General features: G+C 35.3%; 23 protein-coding genes. 8 read left to right on the forward strand and 15 right to left on the reverse strand.

The annotated features are described in order from the left end of the window. Positions 1–320 precede the first annotated feature (320 nt). Positions 321–1,256 (forward strand): heme A synthase, encoded by a 936-nt coding sequence (ctaA, locus tag MHB70_RS18020; RefSeq protein WP_001188753.1) that lies wholly within the window; start codon positions 321–323, stop codon positions 1,254–1,256. Between the two features lie 84 nt (positions 1,257–1,340). Here the strand turns inward: ctaA and pyc are convergent, their stop codons facing one another. The 3 genes from pyc to MHB70_RS18035 all read right to left on the reverse strand — a co-directional run bounded on the left by pyc (position 1,341) and on the right by MHB70_RS18035 (position 6,711). Continuing rightward, positions 1,341–4,787 (reverse strand): pyruvate carboxylase, encoded by a 3,447-nt coding sequence (gene pyc, locus MHB70_RS18025; RefSeq protein ID WP_053445959.1) that lies wholly within the window; start codon positions 4,785–4,787, stop codon positions 1,341–1,343. Between the two features lie 332 nt (positions 4,788–5,119). Continuing rightward, on the reverse strand, positions 5,120–6,298 hold the full coding sequence (locus MHB70_RS18030; protein ID WP_053445958.1) for an FtsW/RodA/SpoVE family cell cycle protein: 1,179 nt from the start codon (positions 6,296–6,298) through the stop codon (positions 5,120–5,122). 125 nt (positions 6,299–6,423) lie between these two features. After that, entirely contained in the window at positions 6,424–6,711 is a 288-nt protein-coding gene (locus MHB70_RS18035) for a YlaN family protein (protein WP_000135695.1), read from the reverse strand. Between the two features lie 150 nt (positions 6,712–6,861). Here MHB70_RS18035 and MHB70_RS18040 point away from each other — a divergent pair, with 150 nt between their 5' ends. Further along, complete coding sequence (locus tag MHB70_RS18040) at positions 6,862–7,359, forward strand: hypothetical protein (protein ID WP_001289791.1); 498 nt, start codon at positions 6,862–6,864, stop codon at positions 7,357–7,359. Positions 7,360–7,400: 41 nt separating this feature from the next. Here the strand turns inward: MHB70_RS18040 and MHB70_RS18045 are convergent, their stop codons facing one another. Beyond that, complete coding sequence (locus tag MHB70_RS18045; protein WP_000358079.1) at positions 7,401–8,729, reverse strand: PhoH family protein; 1,329 nt, start codon at positions 8,727–8,729, stop codon at positions 7,401–7,403. Positions 8,730–8,975: 246 nt separating this feature from the next. Beyond that, positions 8,976–9,431, reverse strand: coding sequence for a pyridoxamine 5'-phosphate oxidase family protein (locus MHB70_RS18050; RefSeq protein WP_000024575.1), 456 nt, complete (start codon positions 9,429–9,431; stop codon positions 8,976–8,978). A gap of 145 nt (positions 9,432–9,576) precedes the next feature. Between MHB70_RS18050 and MHB70_RS18055 the strand changes: the two genes are divergently transcribed. After that, the gene (locus tag MHB70_RS18055) at positions 9,577–9,777 is read left to right on the forward strand and encodes a YlaI family protein (protein WP_002093346.1); all 201 of its coding nucleotides are present in this window, start codon (positions 9,577–9,579) and stop codon (positions 9,775–9,777) included. A gap of 35 nt (positions 9,778–9,812) precedes the next feature. On the opposite strand, the gene MHB70_RS18060 is transcribed toward MHB70_RS18055, so the two are convergent. The 3 genes from MHB70_RS18060 to typA all read right to left on the reverse strand — a co-directional run bounded on the left by MHB70_RS18060 (position 9,813) and on the right by typA (position 12,410). Beyond that, positions 9,813–10,088, reverse strand: coding sequence for a hypothetical protein (locus tag MHB70_RS18060; RefSeq protein ID WP_001258146.1), 276 nt, complete (start codon positions 10,086–10,088; stop codon positions 9,813–9,815). A gap of 15 nt (positions 10,089–10,103) precedes the next feature. Continuing rightward, complete coding sequence (locus tag MHB70_RS18065) at positions 10,104–10,406, reverse strand: YlaH-like family protein (protein WP_000893661.1); 303 nt, start codon at positions 10,404–10,406, stop codon at positions 10,104–10,106. A gap of 159 nt (positions 10,407–10,565) precedes the next feature. Further along, on the reverse strand, positions 10,566–12,410 hold the full coding sequence (gene typA / locus MHB70_RS18070) for a translational GTPase TypA (RefSeq protein ID WP_000914753.1): 1,845 nt from the start codon (positions 12,408–12,410) through the stop codon (positions 10,566–10,568). Between the two features lie 140 nt (positions 12,411–12,550). Here typA and MHB70_RS18075 point away from each other — a divergent pair, with 140 nt between their 5' ends. Next, positions 12,551–12,730, forward strand: coding sequence for a DUF5325 family protein (locus tag MHB70_RS18075; RefSeq protein WP_000400129.1), 180 nt, complete (start codon positions 12,551–12,553; stop codon positions 12,728–12,730). Between the two features lie 44 nt (positions 12,731–12,774). Here the strand turns inward: MHB70_RS18075 and MHB70_RS18080 are convergent, their stop codons facing one another. Then, a complete protein-coding gene (locus MHB70_RS18080; protein WP_001158712.1) occupies positions 12,775–13,566 on the reverse strand; it encodes an inositol monophosphatase family protein in 792 nt (263 codons plus the stop codon). An 88-nt stretch (positions 13,567–13,654) separates the two neighbouring features. Beyond that, positions 13,655–13,843 (reverse strand): hypothetical protein, encoded by a 189-nt coding sequence (locus MHB70_RS18085; RefSeq protein WP_001250164.1) that lies wholly within the window; start codon positions 13,841–13,843, stop codon positions 13,655–13,657. Positions 13,844–14,049: 206 nt separating this feature from the next. On the opposite strand from MHB70_RS18085, the gene MHB70_RS18090 reads away from it, so the two are divergent. Beyond that, positions 14,050–14,676, forward strand: coding sequence for a YktB family protein (locus MHB70_RS18090; RefSeq protein WP_061529579.1), 627 nt, complete (start codon positions 14,050–14,052; stop codon positions 14,674–14,676). An 80-nt stretch (positions 14,677–14,756) separates the two neighbouring features. On the opposite strand, the gene MHB70_RS18095 is transcribed toward MHB70_RS18090, so the two are convergent. Beyond that, complete coding sequence (locus MHB70_RS18095; RefSeq protein ID WP_000456544.1) at positions 14,757–15,026, reverse strand: UPF0223 family protein; 270 nt, start codon at positions 15,024–15,026, stop codon at positions 14,757–14,759. A gap of 378 nt (positions 15,027–15,404) precedes the next feature. Here MHB70_RS18095 and speA point away from each other — a divergent pair, with 378 nt between their 5' ends. Beyond that, positions 15,405–16,877, forward strand: coding sequence for an arginine decarboxylase (gene speA / locus MHB70_RS18100; RefSeq protein ID WP_061529580.1), 1,473 nt, complete (start codon positions 15,405–15,407; stop codon positions 16,875–16,877). A 75-nt stretch (positions 16,878–16,952) separates the two neighbouring features. Next, positions 16,953–17,783: a protein-glutamine gamma-glutamyltransferase gene (locus MHB70_RS18105; RefSeq protein ID WP_000635336.1), complete on the forward strand. Its 831-nt coding sequence runs from the start codon at positions 16,953–16,955 to the stop codon at positions 17,781–17,783. A 37-nt stretch (positions 17,784–17,820) separates the two neighbouring features. On the opposite strand, the gene MHB70_RS18110 is transcribed toward MHB70_RS18105, so the two are convergent. The 4 genes from MHB70_RS18110 to MHB70_RS18125 all read right to left on the reverse strand — a co-directional run bounded on the left by MHB70_RS18110 (position 17,821) and on the right by MHB70_RS18125 (position 18,802). Then, positions 17,821–17,949: a GapA-binding peptide SR1P gene (locus MHB70_RS18110; RefSeq protein ID WP_000536785.1), complete on the reverse strand. Its 129-nt coding sequence runs from the start codon at positions 17,947–17,949 to the stop codon at positions 17,821–17,823. Positions 17,950–17,994: 45 nt separating this feature from the next. Next, entirely contained in the window at positions 17,995–18,123 is a 129-nt protein-coding gene (locus MHB70_RS18115) for a GapA-binding peptide SR1P (RefSeq protein WP_000536788.1), read from the reverse strand. A gap of 59 nt (positions 18,124–18,182) precedes the next feature. Continuing rightward, entirely contained in the window at positions 18,183–18,311 is a 129-nt protein-coding gene (locus MHB70_RS18120) for a GapA-binding peptide SR1P (protein WP_000536778.1), read from the reverse strand. Between the two features lie 194 nt (positions 18,312–18,505). Beyond that, positions 18,506–18,802: a DUF3055 domain-containing protein gene (locus MHB70_RS18125; protein WP_000462031.1), complete on the reverse strand. Its 297-nt coding sequence runs from the start codon at positions 18,800–18,802 to the stop codon at positions 18,506–18,508. Between the two features lie 133 nt (positions 18,803–18,935). Here MHB70_RS18125 and MHB70_RS18130 point away from each other — a divergent pair, with 133 nt between their 5' ends. Further along, on the forward strand, positions 18,936–19,328 hold the full coding sequence (locus MHB70_RS18130; protein ID WP_001163290.1) for a DUF1885 family protein: 393 nt from the start codon (positions 18,936–18,938) through the stop codon (positions 19,326–19,328).

The following is a 19,328-nucleotide window of genomic DNA, read 5'->3' on the forward strand; positions in this document are numbered from 1 at the left end:
ATGAACTTTTTGTGTCGAATATAAAAAAGCTTACTTCTTACTTATCCTTATCATAACATGATGTTACTTTCTATAATAAACTATTTTGTCATATTTAACACGTATTCTCCCCATTTCTTTTCAAAATAGCCTATTTTCCTCCTAAAATTTCCCTTATAAATTCTATTTTCACACCCTTTTTCTCCCCTTTGTCTTCCCCCTCCATTTCTTTGCTATTTTATTATTTTTTATATATCATAGGAACTAGCGCGTTTTATTCTATACATAATGGAATGAAAATATTTCGCAATAACTTCATAGCAGAAAGATGGTGAAAGAGATTGCAACGCTTTATTAAATGGTTAGCAGTCATTACAAGTCTTGATTTATTAGTAGTATTATTAGGAGGCGCTTTAGTTACAAAAACAGGTTCTGGCCAAGGCTGCGGTAAATCATGGCCGCTTTGTAATGGTGAGTTAGTTCCATCTAATTTATCGATGGAAACTATTATTGAACTAAGTCACCGCCTTACATCAGGATCAGCAGGAATACTTGTCACTCTCCTTTGTATTTTATCCTGGAAGTATTATAAACATGTGCGCGAAACAAAAACGTTAGCAATTTTATCCTTCGTATTTTTAGTTGCACAAGCATTAATGGGAGCGGCAGCCGTTGTTTGGGGTCAAATGCCAGCTGTACTTGCTATCCATTTTGGTATTTCCTTAATTTCATTCGCTTCTGTTATTTTGTTAACGTGTCTTATTTTTGAAATTGATCAGAAATTTGATGCACGTTCACTTATTATGGATAAAAAAATGAAATTTCACATTTATGGTGTAACAATTTACAGTTATATCGTCGTCTACACAGGGGCTTTAGTACGTCACGAACGAGCTAGCTTAGCCTGTCCAGACTTTCCTTTATGTAGTAAAAATAGACCATGGCCGACTCAATTACATGAGTGGGTTCAAATGGGGCATAGAGCTGCAGCGATATTAATATTCCTTTGGATACTATACGCAATGATTATTGCTATTCGTCAATATAAGCAACAAAGCGTAGTATACTGGGGATGGATTATTTCCTTTATTCTTGTAACACTTCAAGCTATTGTTGGGATTTTAGTTGTATATACAAATGCTAGTTTAGCAATGGCATTATTACATTCCCTATTCATTTCTTGCTTGTTTGCTGTATTATGCTATTTAGTTATGTTAGGAACAAGAAGTAAAGTGAACGCAAAAGAATCCGAATCAACTTCTAAACAAACAAAATAATTTAAAACTAAAATCTCTTGCCGAATCGGCAAGAGATTTTTTGCAATAAAAAAAGAGCTGTATTTACACAGCTCTTTCCTTATTTTAGTGATCTAATTCAATAAGTAAATCACCCGTTTGAATTGCATCACCATCGTTAACATATACTTTCTTCACTTTACCATTGAACGGCGCTTGAACTGTCGTTTCCATTTTCATCGCTTCTGTAATTGCCATAGAATCGCCTTTTTTCACTTCATCGCCTTCTTTTACAACTACTTTAATAACCGTTCCTGGCATCGTTGCGCTAATATGGTTTGGATTTTCACGGTTTCCTTTCACACGTTGTGCAACTGTTGCTTTCACACTTTCGTCTTTCACAACAATCTCACGTGGTTGTCCGTTAAATTCTAAGTAAAGAATACGATTTCCATCCGGCTGAGGTTCTCCAATTGATACTAGTTTAACCATCAATGTTTTACCTTGCTCAATTTCCACATCAATTTCTTCACCAAGTCTCATACCATAGAAGAATGTCGGTGTATCAAGCACAGATACATTACCATACATCTCAGCAACTTTTTCGTAGTCCATAAATACTTTCGGATATAACGCGTACGCAACTACATCGAAAATCGTTACTTCGCGTCCAAGTTTATGGAATAACTCTTCTTTTAAAGCATCAAAATCTACTGGCTCTAACAATTCACCCGGTCTTACTGTTAACGGCTCTTTCCCTTTTAAAATAATCTTTTGTAATTCTTTCGGAAAACCACCGTACGGTTGACCTAAATCACCAGAGAACATTTCAACAACAGATCCTGGGAAATCCAAAGCATGTCCACGCTCTAAAATATCTTGTTCTGTCAAATGGTTTTGAACCATAAATAATGCCATATCACCAACAACTTTTGAAGATGGCGTTACTTTTACAATGTCTCCAAACATGTCATTCACACGACGGTACATTACTTTCACTTCATCGAAGCGATCTCCTAAACCAACCGCCTTTGCTTGTTGCTGAAGATTACTATACTGCCCACCCGGCATTTCGTGCATATATACCTCTGTGTGAGGTGCATTCATACCACTTTCAAACGGTGCATAGTATTTGCGTACATCTTCCCAGTAATGAGATAGTTTTTCTAATGAATCTATATTAACATCTGGTTGTCTTTCATTTCCGCCTAATGCGTAGTATAGTGTGTTCGCACTTGGTTGTGACGTTTGACCTGCCATTGAACTCACCGCTACATCGACAATATCAACACCCGCTTCAATTGCCTTCGTATACGTTAATATACCGTTTCCGCTCGTATCATGTGTGTGCAAGTGAATCGGAATCGATATTGTCTCTTTTAATGCAGAAACTAAATCGTATGCAGCATTAGGTTTTAATAAACCTGCCATATCTTTAATACCTAATATATGAGCACCTGATGCTTCTAATTCTTTCGCCAAGTTTTTATAATAATTCAAATCATATTTACTACGTAACGGATCATGAATATCTCCTGTATAACACATTGTCGCTTCTGCAATTTTGCCAGTATCTCGTACAGCATCAATCGCAACTCTCATACCTTTTACCCAGTTTAAGCTATCAAAAATTCGAAATACATCAATGCCAGCTTGAGCAGAACATTCCACAAATTTTTGAATTAAATTATCTGGATAGTTTTTGTAACCAACTGCGTTTGAAGAGCGAAGTAACATTTGGAATAAAACATTCGGCATTTTTTCACGAAGATCTAGTAATCGTTCCCATGGATCTTCTTTTAAGAAACGATACGCAACATCGAACGTTGCACCGCCCCACATTTCCGCTGAGAATAAGTTCGGTAACATTCTCGCTGTCGGCTCTGCAATTTGATGTAAATCTTTTGTACGAATACGAGTTGCAAGTAGTGACTGATGCGCATCACGGAATGTTGTATCAGTTAAAAGTACACGTTTTTGATCTTGAACCCACTTTACTAATCCATCCGCTCCACGCTCATCCAAAATTTGTTTTGTTCCATTTTGTATCGGCTCTGAGTGTACTACATTTGGTATACGAGCATCCGGGAAAATTGGTTTCTCTTTTTTCCCTACTCCCGGGAAACCATTTACTGTTACTGAACCAATGTAATTTAACATTTTCGTTCCGCGGTCTTTACGTTTCGGGAATAAGAACAGTTCAGGTGACGCGTCAATAAACGACGTATCATATTCTCCTGATAAGAAGTTTTTATGTTTTACTACATTCTCTAGGAATGGAATATTTGTTTTAATACCACGAATACGGAATTCTTTTAAGTTACGTTCCATTTTTGCAGCAGCTTGTTCAAAAGTAAGAGCCCAAGTCGTAACTTTTACAAGTAAAGAATCGTAGTACGGTGTAATAACTGCACCTTGGAAACTATTACCTGTATCAAGACGAACACCAAAGCCACCGCCTGATCGGTACGCCATAATTTTTCCTGTATCCGGCATAAAATTATTTAGTGGGTCCTCAGTCGTTACACGAGATTGGATTGCAAATCCGTGCACAACCACTTCTTCTTGCTTCGGAACACCTACCATTTTACTATGTAATGCATGTCCATCAGCTATTAAAATTTGCGATTGAACGATATCCACTCCTGTAATCATCTCTGTAATCGTATGTTCAACTTGAACACGTGGGTTTACTTCTATGAAGTAAAACTCATCACCTTTTACAAGAAATTCTACCGTTCCTGCGTTTAAATAGTTTACATTTTTCGTTAACTTCACAGCAGCTTCACAAATACGTTGACGCAAATCATCTGAAAGCGAAACGCTTGGTGCGATTTCGACAACTTTTTGATGGCGACGTTGCACAGAACAGTCACGCTCGAATAAGTGAACAACATTGCCTTCTTCATCTGCTAAAATTTGTACTTCTATATGTTTAGGTTTTTCAACGAATTTTTCAACGTATACTTCATCATTACCAAAGGCTGCTTTTGCTTCTGATTTCGCGCGATTATACGATTCTCTTAATTCTTCACTAGCTCGTACTATACGCATACCTCGACCGCCACCACCAAGGGACGCTTTAATAATAATCGGGTAATCATACTTTTCAGCAAACTCTTCGACTTCTTCTATTGAATCTATTGGGCCATCACTACCAGGAATAACCGGAATTTGTGCTAGCTGCGCTTGTGTTCTTGCTTTCACTTTATCTCCAAACATATCTAAATGCTCACTTTTCGGACCAATAAAGATAATTCCTTCTTCTTCACAACGTTTTGCGAATTGGATATTTTCTGACAAGAAACCATATCCAGGGTGGATTGCATCTACATGATTGCTTTTCGCAATCTCAATAATGCCCTCAATATCTAGATAAGCATCAATTGGCTTTTTCCCTTCCCCAACTAAATAGGACTCATCGGCTTTATAGCGATGATAAGAACCGCTATCCTCTTTAGAATAGATTGCAACTGTTTTTAATCCAAGTTCCGAACAAGCTCGAAACACACGAATTGCAATCTCTCCACGGTTAGCTACCAATACTTTTTGAATACGTTGCAGCTTTGTCATGATTTTCCCCCTCTACTTTCCTACCACTCTAGAGATAAAATATATACACACCATAAAAAGCGTGAAGTTCTTCACTTTCCACATTATATTATACTTAGAAAGTTTCACTTTATTTTTATCCATCATACCTTATTTTTTAACAAATGATAAGTTTTCTGTGCAATTTGTTTCACAAAAATAGTATAGCATACCTCTTCCTTTTCGAACAACCTAATTGTATATCACATTTATTTTAATGTGATATATCTTTTGGATATAAAAACAATTAATATATCACATTTGAAATTACTTTAAATAAAAAAACACATTGTGCTCTACAGCACAATGTGTTTTTATTTTACAACTACAAGATGCGGTCCACCTTGTTCTCTTTCTTTAACTAACTCATTTTGTTGTTTTTCTTGTCTTTTCACATGACTAGCAATATTCAATAATATCCCCATCGCAAGTAGATTAGCTAACAAGGAACTTCCGCCGTAACTAACAAAAGGTAACGGTACCCCAGTAAGCGGTATTAATCCAGACATACCACCGACATTGATAAACGTTTGAACTCCAAACAAACTTGCAATTCCGATGGCTATTAAACTTCCAAATGGATCTGTACACTTTTGCGCCACTCTAAATGAGCGAATGATAATTAACAATAAACAGATTAAAATGATAGCTACACCTATAAAGCCTAGTTCTTCAGATATAATCGCCATAATAAAATCCGTTTGGGGCTCTGGTAAGTATCCATACTTTTGCACACTATTCCCTAACCCTCTACCATTTAACCCACCTGAAGCAATTCCAATAAATGAATTTATTAATTGAAATCCATCCTTTTGCGGATCGCTAAATGGATCCAGAAAAACTGAAAATCGCGCTTTTTGGTATGGACTTAATTTATAATTCCCAATAAAATACAACATCGGGACCCATACTATAGACGTTAATAAGAATCTTTTTATCCATAAATTAACACTAACTCCTGAACAAAGAAACATGATTCCTACCGTTCCCGCAATTAACATATCAGTACCTAAGTCATTTTGCTTTAAAATTAAAAACATAATTAAACCAATACCTAAAAGTACCGGTCCCGATCCTTTGAAAACGGACGTATTCGTTTCTTGCCTTTTCGCAAAAAAATGAGCCAATACGAGAATAACTGTTATCTTTACAAATTCCGCAGGCTGTATTCCAAATATCCATCCATTTGCACCATTTACTTTCTTAGTGAAAAAGGCAGCTGCCGCTAATAAGGCAACACTAGCACCGTAACTCCCCAACAAAAAAATTCGTTTTCTCCAAACTTTATATGGGATAGTAGCCATAATTATTAATACCATTGTCCCAACAACTAAAGTAAGTAATTGTCTTTTAAAAAAGAAATTTGCTGGTTTATCAAACCGCGAAATCGCAACAATGGAACTAGAACTATATACCATTATGACTCCCAGCACACATAAAATAACAAGAGGAAGTAATAATGAATAATCCATTGATTTCCATATTCTTTTCATTTCATTTCCTCTCTCTGTTTCAAATTAATTATTGTTGTATTCCATATGTATATACGTTCTTCCTGCTTTATTATACAAATAAAAAGCTCAAACTGTTTTAGTTTGAGCCCCCTTATTTGAACCCGTTATTGTTGTTTGTTTGTAAATGCTTCATGAAGTGCAGATAACTCACGTTCGAGCTCTCCTAACATTGCTTTCCCTTGCTCTTCTGCAATAAGACCAAGGCGAACCGCAAAATCGACCTCGCGGGATAGTCCAAACATTTGTGTGTCTAAAACTTCTTCATATAATGGACATTGCGGCATTGTAAGATGGTCCATTTGCACCTTAATAAGTCTTAAAATCTTCTCTGCATCCGCTTGTAGAAGGGCTAGTGCCTTTTCCTGATGATTTGATACTGTCTCAGACGCCAAATTGATTCCCTCCGTTTCCGTCCTACTCTCTCATATCTATTAATATTAGCGATAGTTTTAATAAATTGCAATAGAAACATTTTTTGTGACAACAGTGTCTAATACTATTATACTGAAAAGTGGGAGTATAACACAAATGGGGGAACAACAATGAGCGAAATTTTATTTATTAATGGAAAAGTACGTTTTCCAATCACTATTGATCCAACTGTTTGGATTTTTGACGATCGAAAAGTAGATTTGACAACTTACTTTGATGAAACTAGAGAAAACACGTCTGAACTAGAAGCTTACTTAAAGAACACTTCAGAACATTGGGATCGTGAAATCCGTGATGGTGCTGCCTTCCCGCCAATACAACAAAGTGTAAAGAAATATAAAAAAGAACAGCTGATTACTGGGACATTTGGTATACCATTTCATCCATTTCTTGCTAACGCCGAAATTTTAGAGGACGCTATGCAAGTTGAAATTGAAACAGTAGATACTACCATTACACTACCATTAGAAACGGTCAACAAGGCCATTCTTGGTTTTTCAAAAGAAGGAAAACCATTAAAAGAGGACGGACCTGTACATCTATATTTCAATGATGGATCTAATAGACAAAATCCAATCCGTAACATCCGTAAATTCACAATTATTTAACGAGTATACTAAAAAAGGAGTGAGCTGAAGCTCACTCCTTTTTATAATAAATCCGCTGCTAGTTGAGCTAAATTCGAGCGCTCCCCTTTAACAAACTTTACATGACCACTAATACGTTGCTCTTTAAATTTCTCGACAACGTATGTTAAACCGTTATTATATTCATCTAAATATGGATGATCGATTTGCTGAGGATCTCCCATTAATACAATCTTACTTTTCTCTCCTACTCTCGTTAATATCGTCTTCACTTCATGCTTCGTTAAATTTTGTGCCTCATCAATAATAATGAATTGGTCTGGAATACTTCTGCCACGTATATAAGTAAGAGCCTCTACTTCAATCGAACCCATTCCAGCTAAAATAGCATCTAATTCCCCTGGCTTTTTCGTATTAAATAAATACTCTAGATTATCAAAAATCGGCTGCATCCATGGTCTTAACTTTTCTTCTTTTTCTCCTGGTAAATAACCGATATCTTTTCCGACTGGAACAATTGGTCTTGCAACAAGTAATTTTTTATATAACCCTAAATCTTCCGTTTGCATTAATCCCGAAGCTAACGCAAGTAACGTTTTTCCTGTACCAGCTTTCCCCGTTAACGTTACAAGCGGAATATCTTCGCGAAGCAACAATTCTAATCCCATTATTTGCTGCACGTTTCGTGGTCGTATCCCCCACACTTGCTCATTGTGAAAAATAAGTTTCTTCACCTTCTTACCTAAGTGATCTACAATGCCAAGTGCAGAACTAGAACCCCCAAGTGCATCCTTCATTACCACAAACTGATTTGGATAAAAAGGATGATTTGCAATTTCAGATAAAGGTAATTCACCTTTTTCATAAAAATAATCCAATTGTTCTTTTGATATATACCCTTCTAAAAACCCTGAATATATATTATCTACTTCAATTACGCGATCACTTAAATAATCTTCAGCCTTCAATCCAATTGCATCAGCTTTTACCCTTACGAGCACGTCTTTACTTACTAAAATAACAGACTTCCCGTCCTCTTTTTCTTGTTCTTCTAAAGATAGATTTTTTGCTACTGCTAAAATTCGATTATCATTTGTTTTTTCTACAAAAATATCTTGTAGTTGAACAAATGAACGATGATTTAATTCAATACGAAATGTACCGCCGTTTTCTAGCGGAATACTTTCATGCAGCTTTCCTATTTCACGAAATTTATCTATTAACTTAGATACATAACGAGCATTTCGTCCTACTTCGTCCATATAACGTTTCTTCGAATCAACCTCTTCTAATACAACTGCCGGAATCACTACTTCATTGGTTTCAAATGAAAAAATAGATAAAGGATCCTGCAAAAGTACATTCGTATCTAACACATAAATTTTATCCAACCTGTTACCCCCTGACTCCACTTTTAAATTTGTAGAACAAGGGTTTCATCCATAAAATATGGACGAACCATTGTTATAATTATATGTACCGTATAAACGAGGTAGAATCGAAAATTATAGCAATTAAACCTTTTCTTTATTTTTTATTCATTTCTATTCAATATATTACTTTTAATTTTAATTATTAACGTTAAACCACAATAACTGATTCCAAAAGTTAATGAACAATTTTCTTATTCATCTCACTTATAATTCTTTTATCCCTACCAACACTTGGTTATCCAGTTTTTTTGCTGCCCGAAGATCGTATGTTTTTTCATATTTTGGTTCAATTGCAAGTTTTGCTCCATAAAACATAACATCACGTACTTCTTGCACACTTACTTCTATTACAGCTAATTTTAGAGGAATGCCTTCCATTCTATCTGTCAAAATTTCACCTGCACCACTTATGGAAAATACGGATCCATTCGCCATTATAGTCAATACCACTCCCGGATTGCGCCTTATATTTTCCACAATACGTGAACGTTGATCTACCGCAAATCGAATACTAGTTTCACTCACTGCATACACCCAAGAAATAGCACTTACGTTAGGAACTTGTTTTTCGAAATCTGTTGTTGCTACCATAACAATACATTCTTTACGGAACGTTTGTACTAAATCATCTGTTAATGTAGGCTCTACTACATTCGCCATATTTCCACCTCCAAATATACTTAATATATCCTTATCATAACTTATTTTTCGAATTGCGAAAATATTATTTTTTCCTCCTATTATTCAAAAACATCATACTTCCATGATATACTTATACCGATAGAATTCGTATTGAGGTGACGAAATGAGAGTCAAATGTATGATCTGTGATAAAAAAGATATGTTAGATGACGAAAATCCTACGGCAAAAAAACTGCGTAATCGCCCTATTCATACATATATGTGCATGGAATGTTCGGAACGAATTGCAGAGCGTACGATGGAACGTCATGCAAGTGGTAATTTCCGATTATACCGTGATAAAAAAGTTGAAGACGATTGGTAAAATATAAATAAGTCCTTAATCATATCGATAAGGACTTATTTATATTTTTCAGGTTCACGATTCATCTGATCCAAAAAACAATCAATAGCTTCTAATGGAAATCTCACAGATTTTCTTTCCCCATCAATTTCATATGTAATCAAATACATTTCCTCATTCTTTTTAACTTCCACATCCCTTAATTTATGTTCTTCATATATCATATTTTGAAATAACAAATACGTTTCTTTCGCAGCACTATCATCGGGGCGTGCTTCCGCAACTGTTTTAATCGTTAACCAATTATATAGTGCATCTTGTACTGAACGCATGTCATTAATTCCCCCTCATCCTACTTTTTCTTGTTTTGCTTGACGTAAGCGCAATCTATAAATTCCTAGTACAATTGCTGCTACAACAAGCCCCTCCCCAACAGGTAAAAATACAGCAAAAAAGGTTAACACTGTACATCCAATTGCTAAAGAAATATATATCACGATATTTTTTAGTACAGATAATTTTCTAGCAAATCCTAAATTATAAACGAGAGCACTTAATATAATAATCGTTCCATAAAGTAACCACATTCCTAACTCTGGATTTTCATCCACCTTACATAATTTAGCAAAAAAAGACATCCTTTCTAACACACTCTTCCCCCCTAGCTATAAAAACAAGTTTTCTTTATACACTTAATACAAGAGTAACTCGCAAAAAAAATACTGTCCACAAAAAAGAATAAATATTCTAAAAATAAATAAAAACAAAAAAAACAACTACCTTTTGGAAAGGTAGTTGTTTTTTTATTTTTACGCTTCTACAGATTTCTTTTTCTTAGCAGCTCTTTCGCGCTCGCTCTTATCAAGAATCTTTTTACGTAGACGGATTGATTCCGGAGTCACTTCACAGAACTCGTCATCGTTTAAGTACTCTAATGACTCTTCTAAAGTCATTAAGCGTGGTTTTTTCATTGTTGAAGTTTGGTCTTTCGTTGCAGAACGAATGTTAGTTTGTTGTTTCATTTTTACAACGTTAACTGTTAAATCATTTTCACGTGTATGTTCTCCAACAATCATACCAGCATATACTTCTGTACCTGGTTCAACGAAGATTACACCGCGATCTTCAACTTGCATAATACCGTATTGTGATGCTTTTCCTGTTTCAAGTGAAACTAGAACACCTTGACGACGTCCACCTACTTGTCCAGCGTGTACTGGTTGGTAGCAATCGAATGTATGGTTTAAAATACCGTAACCACGAGTTAATGTTAAGAATTCTGTTGTGTAACCAATTAAACCACGTGCTGGAACCATGAAAGTAAGGCGAACTTGACCGTTTCCGTTATTCACCATATCTAACATTTCACCTTTACGTGCACCCATTGATTCCATAATAGAACCAGTGTATTCTTCAGGCACATCGATTTGTACGCGCTCTACAGGCTCACATCTTACGCCATCAACATCTTTAATAATTACTTCAGGTTTAGATACTTGTAGTTCATAACCTTCACGACGCATGTTTTCAATTAGGATAGATAAATGTAACTCACCACGTCCTGATACGATCCACGCATCAGGAGAATCTGTATTATCTACACGTAAACTTACATCTGTTTCTAATTGTGAACGAAGACGCTCTTCAATTTTACGAGATGTAATGTATTTACCTTCACGACCTGCAAATGGGCTGTTATTTACAAGGAATGTCATTTGTAGTGTTGGCTCATCAATACGTAATAATGGTAAAGCCTCTTCATGCTCAACTGGGCATACTGTTTCACCAACGTTAATGTCTTCCATACCTGAAACAGCTACTAAATCTCCAGCTTTTGCTTCTTCAATTTCTTGACGTTTTAATCCAATGTAACCAAATAATTTCGTTACACGGAATTGTTTTACACTTCCGTCAACCTTCATTAATGCAACTTGTTGTCCTACTTTCATAGTACCGCGGAATACGCGTCCAACTCCGATACGACCAACGTAGTCATTGTAATCAAGAAGTGCTACTTGGAATTGAAGTGGCTCTTCACTGTTATCCACTGGTGCTGGAATATGTTCAATAATTGTGTCAAACAATGATTTCATATTCTCTTCTTGATTTGCTGGATTTGAATCTAAGCTTGCTGTTCCGTTCATTGCTGATGCAAATACAACTGGGAACTCTAATTGATCTTCGTTTGCACCAAGCTCGATGAATAAGTCAACAACTTCATCAACTACTTCGTCAGGGCGAGCAAAGTCACGGTCAATTTTGTTTACAACTACGATTGGTGTTAAGTTTTGCTCAAGAGCTTTCTTTAAAACAAATCGTGTTTGTGGCATACAACCTTCATATGCATCAACAACAAGTAGAACACCATCAACCATTTTCATGATACGTTCTACTTCTCCACCGAAGTCCGCATGACCAGGTGTATCTAAAATGTTAATTCTTTTATCTTCATAGTGAATCGCAGTATTTTTCGCTAAAATTGTAATACCGCGTTCTCTTTCTAGATCATTTGAGTCCATTGCGCGTTCTTCAATATGTTCATTCGCACGGAACGTCCCCGCTTGACGTAATAACTGGTCAACAAGTGTTGTTTTACCATGGTCAACGTGGGCAATAATTGCTATATTTCGTAAATCTTGTCGTTTTTTCAACATGTCCAACTCCTAATGTCTTTTTAATCCTTCTCTATTATAAGAGCGAAGGGGATACAATGGCAATCAAAATAAAATCAAGAATGAAAATATAGTTGTATTCTTACTTTTGTGAAAGTAAAATGAGATTGGAGGGTGAAGAAATGGAACACATTCAATATCGCTTTTTATTAACTGCAATTATCGGTGTTATTTTCTTAATCGGTATCGGCATTATGGTTGCTGAAAATAGTCCCATTGGTATTATTATTTGCATTATCGGCACATTTGTTACAGTTGGATATGGTTTTGTAACAAAAAGAAAAATGCGTAAATCGCAATAATGTTAAAAAGTAAGAAGCTTGTATATAGCCTCTTACTTTTTTTGTTACTGCGATATAAATGATAATACTTCCTCATATACTCCCGGTTTTGCAACTAATACACTGCTTTTCTCTATAATAGACAGCGGAGCTCCGGAGAATGTTGTCACCTTTCCTCCAACTTCCTCAACTATGATCTGCCCCCCACCAAAATCCCATGGTGATAATCTCGGCGTTACATATGCATCTATTCTTCCCGTTGCAACGTATACCATTTCTAATGCTGCACAGCCATATGATCTCGTACCCCTTGCTTTCTTAACAAGTGCCATCATACTTTCCATATTAAGCAATGGATTGTCGGTAAGCCATATCGCATTTAAAGCTATAATACCATTCTCTACTGTTCCTTTTTCCAATAGAGGAATTGGCGTATCATTACAAAACGCTCCAACTCCCTTTACCGCATGATATAATTCATCATGAACAGGATCATAAATAAGACCAATTTTTCCGATACCGTTCTCATAAATTCCAATTGAAATTGCGAAATTTCTTTTTTGATGTACAAAATTCATTGTACCATCAATTGGATCAATTAACCAAACAACCCCGTCAGAAGAAGTTATCTCATCTCCATAGCCTTCTTCTCCTAAAATATTATGGGTTGGGAATGTTTCTTTAATTTTCCCAATTAAATACTGTTCTATTTCCCGGTCCATGTTTGTTACTAAATCAGCTGCATTTGATTTCGTTTCTATAATAAGTGCTTGTTTCAGTGATGCCATTAAACGCTCTCCTGCATCTCGAATCCACCGTTTGGCGTGTGCATCGATATCTTTCCATACCTCTTGCATGTTTAAACACTCCGATCTATACTGTTCACAGAAAAAACGAACCCTTTATAAGGTTCGCACCAACTAATTTTTTATACATATACTATTATTACGCTTCTAAACGAATCATTTCAAGTCTCAACACTTCTAATTTTTGTACGCACTCTTCTTTTTTCTGTTTGTCATCCTCCATCATTGCATCATATAAAGTTGCTAATTCATAATCTAACTCCAAACGTAGCACCGGTATTCTCTTTTCAGCATCTGTTCTCTTTAACGCATTAATCACCTGTCTCATATTATTTGCCTCCTCCCAATATTCGTCTGCCCTCGGACTAGAATTAATTAAATTTTCTGATTTTTTGTTTTATACTATACTATGTTGGATAAATCATCTATGCAACAAAATTATATTTTTTTATTTAAATTTTTTTGTGCTGTTTTTTTTATGAATAGTACAAGCTATGCTAAAATAAAAACAAAATAGGAGTTGGAGGAACAATCATGACACTACAAACATTCAAATCAACTGATTTTGATGTCTTTACAGTTGATGGTCTCGAAGAACGAATGAGTGCAATTAAAACGAACATTCATCCTAAGCTAGAAGCTTTAGGGGAACAGTTTGCAGAGTATTTATCCAAACAAACTGATGAGAACTTTTTTTATCATGTTGCAAAACATGCACGCCGCAAAGTCAATCCACCAAACGATACTTGGGTTGCTTTTTCAATAAATAAACGAGGATATAAAATGCTACCACATTTTCAAATTGGTTTATGGGGTACTCACGCCTTCATATACTTTGGTTTAATCTATGAGTGTCCACAAAAAGTGGAGACGGCTCACGCCTTCTTAGAACATTTAAATGATTTAAAAACAAATATTCCAAATGACTTCGTTTGGTCCATTGACCATACTAAACCAAGTGTAAAATTGCATAAAACGCTTGAAACAGAAGACTTACAAAAGATGATTGGACGTTTAGCTACTGTGAAAAAAGCAGAACTATTAGTTGGTATTCATATATCACCAGAGGAGTTTTCAGCAATGACCAACGAACAATTCCTTGCTAAGATTGAATCTACGATGCAATCACTCCTTCCTTTATATGCACTTTGTAATCGATAGTAGAAAACGGACAATTTATATTGTCCGTTTTTAGTTGTTATCACATTATATCACTTCAGTTTTTATTTTTCAAAATATTTTTACATTTTTACAAGCTTTTGTTCTTCGACTTCTTTCGCCCTTTGAATAGTACGATATATAGAATATCCACTTACTTCTTGAAACTCTTTATCAATTTTCTTTTCTTCTGCTTTTGATGGAACAATCTCTTTAAAACGACGATATAATCCCATTAATTCTTCTCTTCTAATTCCTTTTTCATATGCCTTCTCAATTGCTTCATAAAACTTCACAATGGCAACCATTTCTTCATTTGACCAATCGTAATCTAACGGATATTGATATTCCATTTTGCACCTCATTTATCATTTCTACGTGTTTCATTATGCTATCTTAAAGAGAATTTTTTATTCTTCATTATAGCTACTCTGCATTATACACTATTTATTCATTTTAATGGAATTGTCTTCCTCTATGAGTTGACTTGGAAATAACTATTACACATACTCACCATAAAAATATTTTTTTATATACATCTATAATTATTGGTGATATAATGCTTTTGTTTTATAGAAAATAAAGTGTGACTACCATCCAAAAGGATTTTGTGAATGGCAGGAAAACAAGTCTCGTTTTAAAAGTTAATTACCTTACTTTCCTTTTAGAATGAGATGAAATCATATAAAACAAATTCTAATAAATATTACAAAAAAGAAGGGGTGTATAGATTGTCCCAATACGAAACACCATTGTTTACCGCTTTAGTTAAGCACAGTAAGCGAAATCCAATCCAATTCCATATTCCTGGTCATAAAAAAGGACAGGGCATGGATCCTGAATTTCGCGAATTTATTGGGCATAACGCATTAGCAATTGATTTAATTAATATTGCGCCACTCGATGATTTACATCATCCAAAGGGTATGATTAAAGAAGCACAGGATTTAGCTGCTGCTGCATTTGGTGCAGATCATACTTTCTTTTCTATTCAAGGTACAAGTGGCGCTATTATGACAATGGTGATGAGCGTTTGCGGTCCTGGCGACAAAATCCTAGTACCACGAAACGTGCATAAATCAGTAATGTCAGCTATTATTTTCTCAGGTGCAAAACCTATTTTCATGCATCCTGAAATCGACCCAAAACTTGGTATTTCTCATGGAATTACAATTAAATCTGTCAAAAAAGCACTTGAAGAACACTCAGATGCCAAAGGCTTACTTGTTATTAATCCAACCTACTTTGGCTTTGCTGCAGACTTAGAACAGATTGTACAATTAGCACATTCGTACGATATCCCTGTACTAGTCGATGAGGCTCATGGTGTTCATATTCATTTTCACGATGAATTACCGATGTCAGCGATGCAAGCTGGTGCAGATATGGCAGCAACAAGTGTTCACAAATTAGGAGGCTCTTTAACTCAAAGTTCTATTCTTAATGTGAAAGAAGGTCTTGTGAACGTAAAACATGTTCAATCTATTATTAGCATGCTTACGACTACATCAACTTCTTACATCTTATTAGCATCTCTTGATGTTGCAAGAAAACGTCTTGCTACAGAAGGAACAGCGCTCATAGAACAGACAATACAATTAGCTGAACATGTTCGTGATGCTATAAATGCTATTGAGCACCTTTACTGTCCTGGAAAAGAAATGTTAGGTACAGACGCTACTTTTAACTATGATCCTACAAAGATAATTGTGTCTGTGAAAGATTTAGGTATTACCGGCCATCAGGCTGAAGTATGGCTTAGAGAGCAATATAACATTGAAGTAGAACTCTCCGATTTATACAACATACTATGTCTTATCACTTTTGGAGATACAGAAAGCGATACAAATACGCTTATTGCAGCATTACAAGATTTAGCGGAAACATTTAGAAATAGGGCAGATAAAGGTGTTCAAGTACAAGTAGAAATTCCAGAAATACCGGTGCTAGCACTTTCTCCACGAGATGCTTTTTATTCAGAAACAGAAGTCATTCCATTTGAAAATGCGGCAGGTCGTATTATAGCTGATTTTGTTATGGTTTATCCACCAGGGATTCCAATCTTTACTCCGGGGGAAATTATTACACAAGATAACTTAGAGTATATTCGTAAAAATTTAGAAGCAGGTTTACCTGTACAAGGTCCTGAAGATATGACATTACAAACATTACGTGTTATTAAAGAGTACAAGCCTATCAGTTGATAGGCTTTTCTTTCACCTTTTTTCCCTTTCTTCATACGCTACTAAAGAATGTAACGTATAGGTGGGGATACCATTATGATTGTAATAGGTCGTTCTATTGTACACCCTTATATCACAAATGAATATGAGCCATTTGCAGCTGAGAAGCAACAAATTTTATCCATAATGGCAGGAAATCAAGAAGTTTATTCCTTCCGAACTGCTGACGAACTCAGCTTTGATTTAAATTTGCGAGTTAATATTATTATTTCTGCATTAGAACTTTTTCAAAGTGGATTTCAGTTTCGTACGTTTCAACAATCCTTTTGCAACCCTCAGTTTTGGAAAAGAACATCTTTAGGGGGATTCCAACTACTTCCAAATATACCACCTTCTATTGCCATACAAGATATTTTCAAAAACGGGAAACTATATGGGACTGAATGCGCAACCGCTATGATAATTATTTTTTACAAAGCTTTACTATCATTGTATGAGGAAGAAACCTTCAATCGCCTCTTTGCAAATCTTTTACTTTATACTTGGGACTACGATCAAGATTTAAAACTCATAACAAAAACAGGTGGCGACCTTGTTCCTGGCGATCTCGTTTACTTTAAAAACCCACAAGTGAATCCAGCTACGATTGAGTGGCAAGGAGAAAACACAATCTATCTAGGAAATTTCTTTTTTTACGGACATGGCGTAGGTGTAAAAACAAAAGAAGAAATTATCTACTCATTAAATGAACGACGCGTCCCTTACGCTTTTATTTCAGCTTTTTTGACCGATACTATTACTCGTATTGATAGCCGTATAATGAGTCAATACGCCTCTCCAAACACACCACAAACAGCCATAGGGTTTATTCCGATTAGAGATGATGCAATCGTTGCTACAGTTGGCCATACAACTACAATTTATTAAAAAAAGCGCCTACACATGTAGGCGCTTTTTTTAATAATTAAGCTTTTGTATGTTCTTTATGGTCACATTCGCAATGAGATCCACATTTCCCATATAATACTGTTGATTTTTCATCTTCAAAATGTGCGATTGTTCCTTCACATACTTGGCATACGATTGTTCCCATTTTTCATTTCCCCCTGATTTTTAATAGTAATCTACTTATTTATCATTAAGCTTTCGCATTATCTCTATTAGCACAATCACAATTTGTACCACATTTCCCGTAAAGTACTGTCGTTTTCTCATCTTCAAAATGTGCGATTGTTCCTTCGCATACTTGACATACGATTGTTCCCATTTTTCATTTCCCCCTAAGTTTATGGTCCTAAAAACTTTCAGTTGTCCATGTCCTATCAATTATTGGGCTTTTGTATGCTCTGTGTGATCACATCCGCAAGATCCACATTTCCCGTAAAGTACCGTTACTTTCTCATCCTCGAAGTGTGCAATTGTACCTTCACAATCTTGACATACGATTGTTCCCATTTTTCATTTCCCCCTAAGTTTATAATCCCAAAAACTTTTGTAACCGCTTAACTTTATGTCTTTATTTTAATATGTTATACTTTTTACGTCAATAGGTTTTTAGTATAACACATTAAATATTTTAATTTTAAATTAGTATGCGATATTAACATAAAAAAACAGCCATATTTATACGTACGACTGTTTCAAATTAATTATTCTTCATATTCTGCATGCAATGAAGTAGATGGAACGAGAAATTTAAAAAACTGAGCTAACTCCGCTGCTTCCTCTTGAGATCCTAACTTGAAAATTTCCTGCATATATTGCACATTCTCTACATCATCTTGTCCCAGTAAAGTAGACCTTCCCGTTTGCATACAAACAATGAGTGGCTTTCCAAAAAACATATTTGTATAAACAATCCCAAAGTCATAACGAGTATCATGTGTCATAAATCCTAAAAATCGTACCTTCACACTTTCATGCTCATCATACAATTTTTCAAACATTGGTTTCCACCTCTCTACATCACCTTTCCTACTCATACATATATTAAACAAAAAAAGCAATACTCCTTTTAATTGTCAAAAAATTCAGTAGGTTGTAGAATGATATTATTCTACTAAGCTAGGGGGAACTTATATGCAACATGCCTTTATTACGCTTGTACCTAAATCCAATCAACACTCTGTTTCAACAGATGATATAAAACAACTTTTTCAGTACTATAAAACAGTTACTTCCCAAACCGGAGTTCAAATTAATTACGCTTATACAAATACCGCTTTTCCTTATGAAATTTTAGATACATCAGCAACAACATTAAAGCTTCAATCCAGTCATGATCGATATGACTCAATTTATGTCGGTGTTGGAATAGAAAATGAACAATCTTTCATTCAAATTTCTTTACCCTCTAATGCAACATTTGGTGATAAAGGGAAAGCAAATGAATTTTGCCGTTTTCTAGCGAAGAAATTAGAAGGAGAATTACAATTATTTAATGGAAGGATAATGTATTTCTATAAACGTTAG

This window comes from Bacillus sp. FSL M7-1020, assembly GCF_038050415.1.
GTDB lineage: Bacteria > Bacillota > Bacilli > Bacillales > Bacillaceae_G > Bacillus_A > Bacillus_A toyonensis.

What these genes read in the sequence shown, in the direction of transcription:
- MHB70_RS18080 (WP_001158712.1), bottom strand. Translation starts at nt 13,566, where the DNA reads ATGCAAGAGGTATGGAAAGATATCGATGCACACGCCAAACGGTGGATT.
- MHB70_RS18120 (WP_000536778.1), bottom strand. Translation starts at nt 18,311, where the DNA reads ATGGGAACAATCGTATGTCAAGATTGTGAAGGTACAATTGCACACTTC.
- MHB70_RS18085 (WP_001250164.1), bottom strand. Translation starts at nt 13,843, where the DNA reads ATGAGACAGGTGATTAATGCGTTAAAGAGAACAGATGCTGAAAAGAGA.
- MHB70_RS18110 (WP_000536785.1), bottom strand. Translation starts at nt 17,949, where the DNA reads ATGGGAACAATCGTATGCCAAGTATGTGAAGGAACAATCGCACATTTT.
- MHB70_RS18130 (WP_001163290.1), top strand. Translation starts at nt 18,936, where the DNA reads ATGCAACATGCCTTTATTACGCTTGTACCTAAATCCAATCAACACTCT.
- MHB70_RS18040 (WP_001289791.1), top strand. Translation starts at nt 6,862, where the DNA reads ATGAGCGAAATTTTATTTATTAATGGAAAAGTACGTTTTCCAATCACT.
- MHB70_RS18055 (WP_002093346.1), top strand. Translation starts at nt 9,577, where the DNA reads ATGAGAGTCAAATGTATGATCTGTGATAAAAAAGATATGTTAGATGAC.
- MHB70_RS18105 (WP_000635336.1), top strand. Translation starts at nt 16,953, where the DNA reads ATGATTGTAATAGGTCGTTCTATTGTACACCCTTATATCACAAATGAA.
- MHB70_RS18115 (WP_000536788.1), bottom strand. Translation starts at nt 18,123, where the DNA reads ATGGGAACAATCGTATGTCAAGTATGCGAAGGAACAATCGCACATTTT.
- MHB70_RS18050 (WP_000024575.1), bottom strand. Translation starts at nt 9,431, where the DNA reads ATGGCGAATGTAGTAGAGCCTACATTAACAGATGATTTAGTACAAACG.
- MHB70_RS18075 (WP_000400129.1), top strand. Translation starts at nt 12,551, where the DNA reads ATGGAACACATTCAATATCGCTTTTTATTAACTGCAATTATCGGTGTT.
- MHB70_RS18090 (WP_061529579.1), top strand. Translation starts at nt 14,050, where the DNA reads ATGACACTACAAACATTCAAATCAACTGATTTTGATGTCTTTACAGTT.
- typA (WP_000914753.1), bottom strand. Translation starts at nt 12,410, where the DNA reads ATGTTGAAAAAACGACAAGATTTACGAAATATAGCAATTATTGCCCAC.
- MHB70_RS18030 (WP_053445958.1), bottom strand. Translation starts at nt 6,298, where the DNA reads ATGAAAAGAATATGGAAATCAATGGATTATTCATTATTACTTCCTCTT.
- MHB70_RS18125 (WP_000462031.1), bottom strand. Translation starts at nt 18,802, where the DNA reads ATGTTTGAAAAATTGTATGATGAGCATGAAAGTGTGAAGGTACGATTT.
- pyc (WP_053445959.1), bottom strand. Translation starts at nt 4,787, where the DNA reads ATGACAAAGCTGCAACGTATTCAAAAAGTATTGGTAGCTAACCGTGGA.
- MHB70_RS18060 (WP_001258146.1), bottom strand. Translation starts at nt 10,088, where the DNA reads ATGCGTTCAGTACAAGATGCACTATATAATTGGTTAACGATTAAAACA.
- MHB70_RS18095 (WP_000456544.1), bottom strand. Translation starts at nt 15,026, where the DNA reads ATGGAATATCAATATCCGTTAGATTACGATTGGTCAAATGAAGAAATG.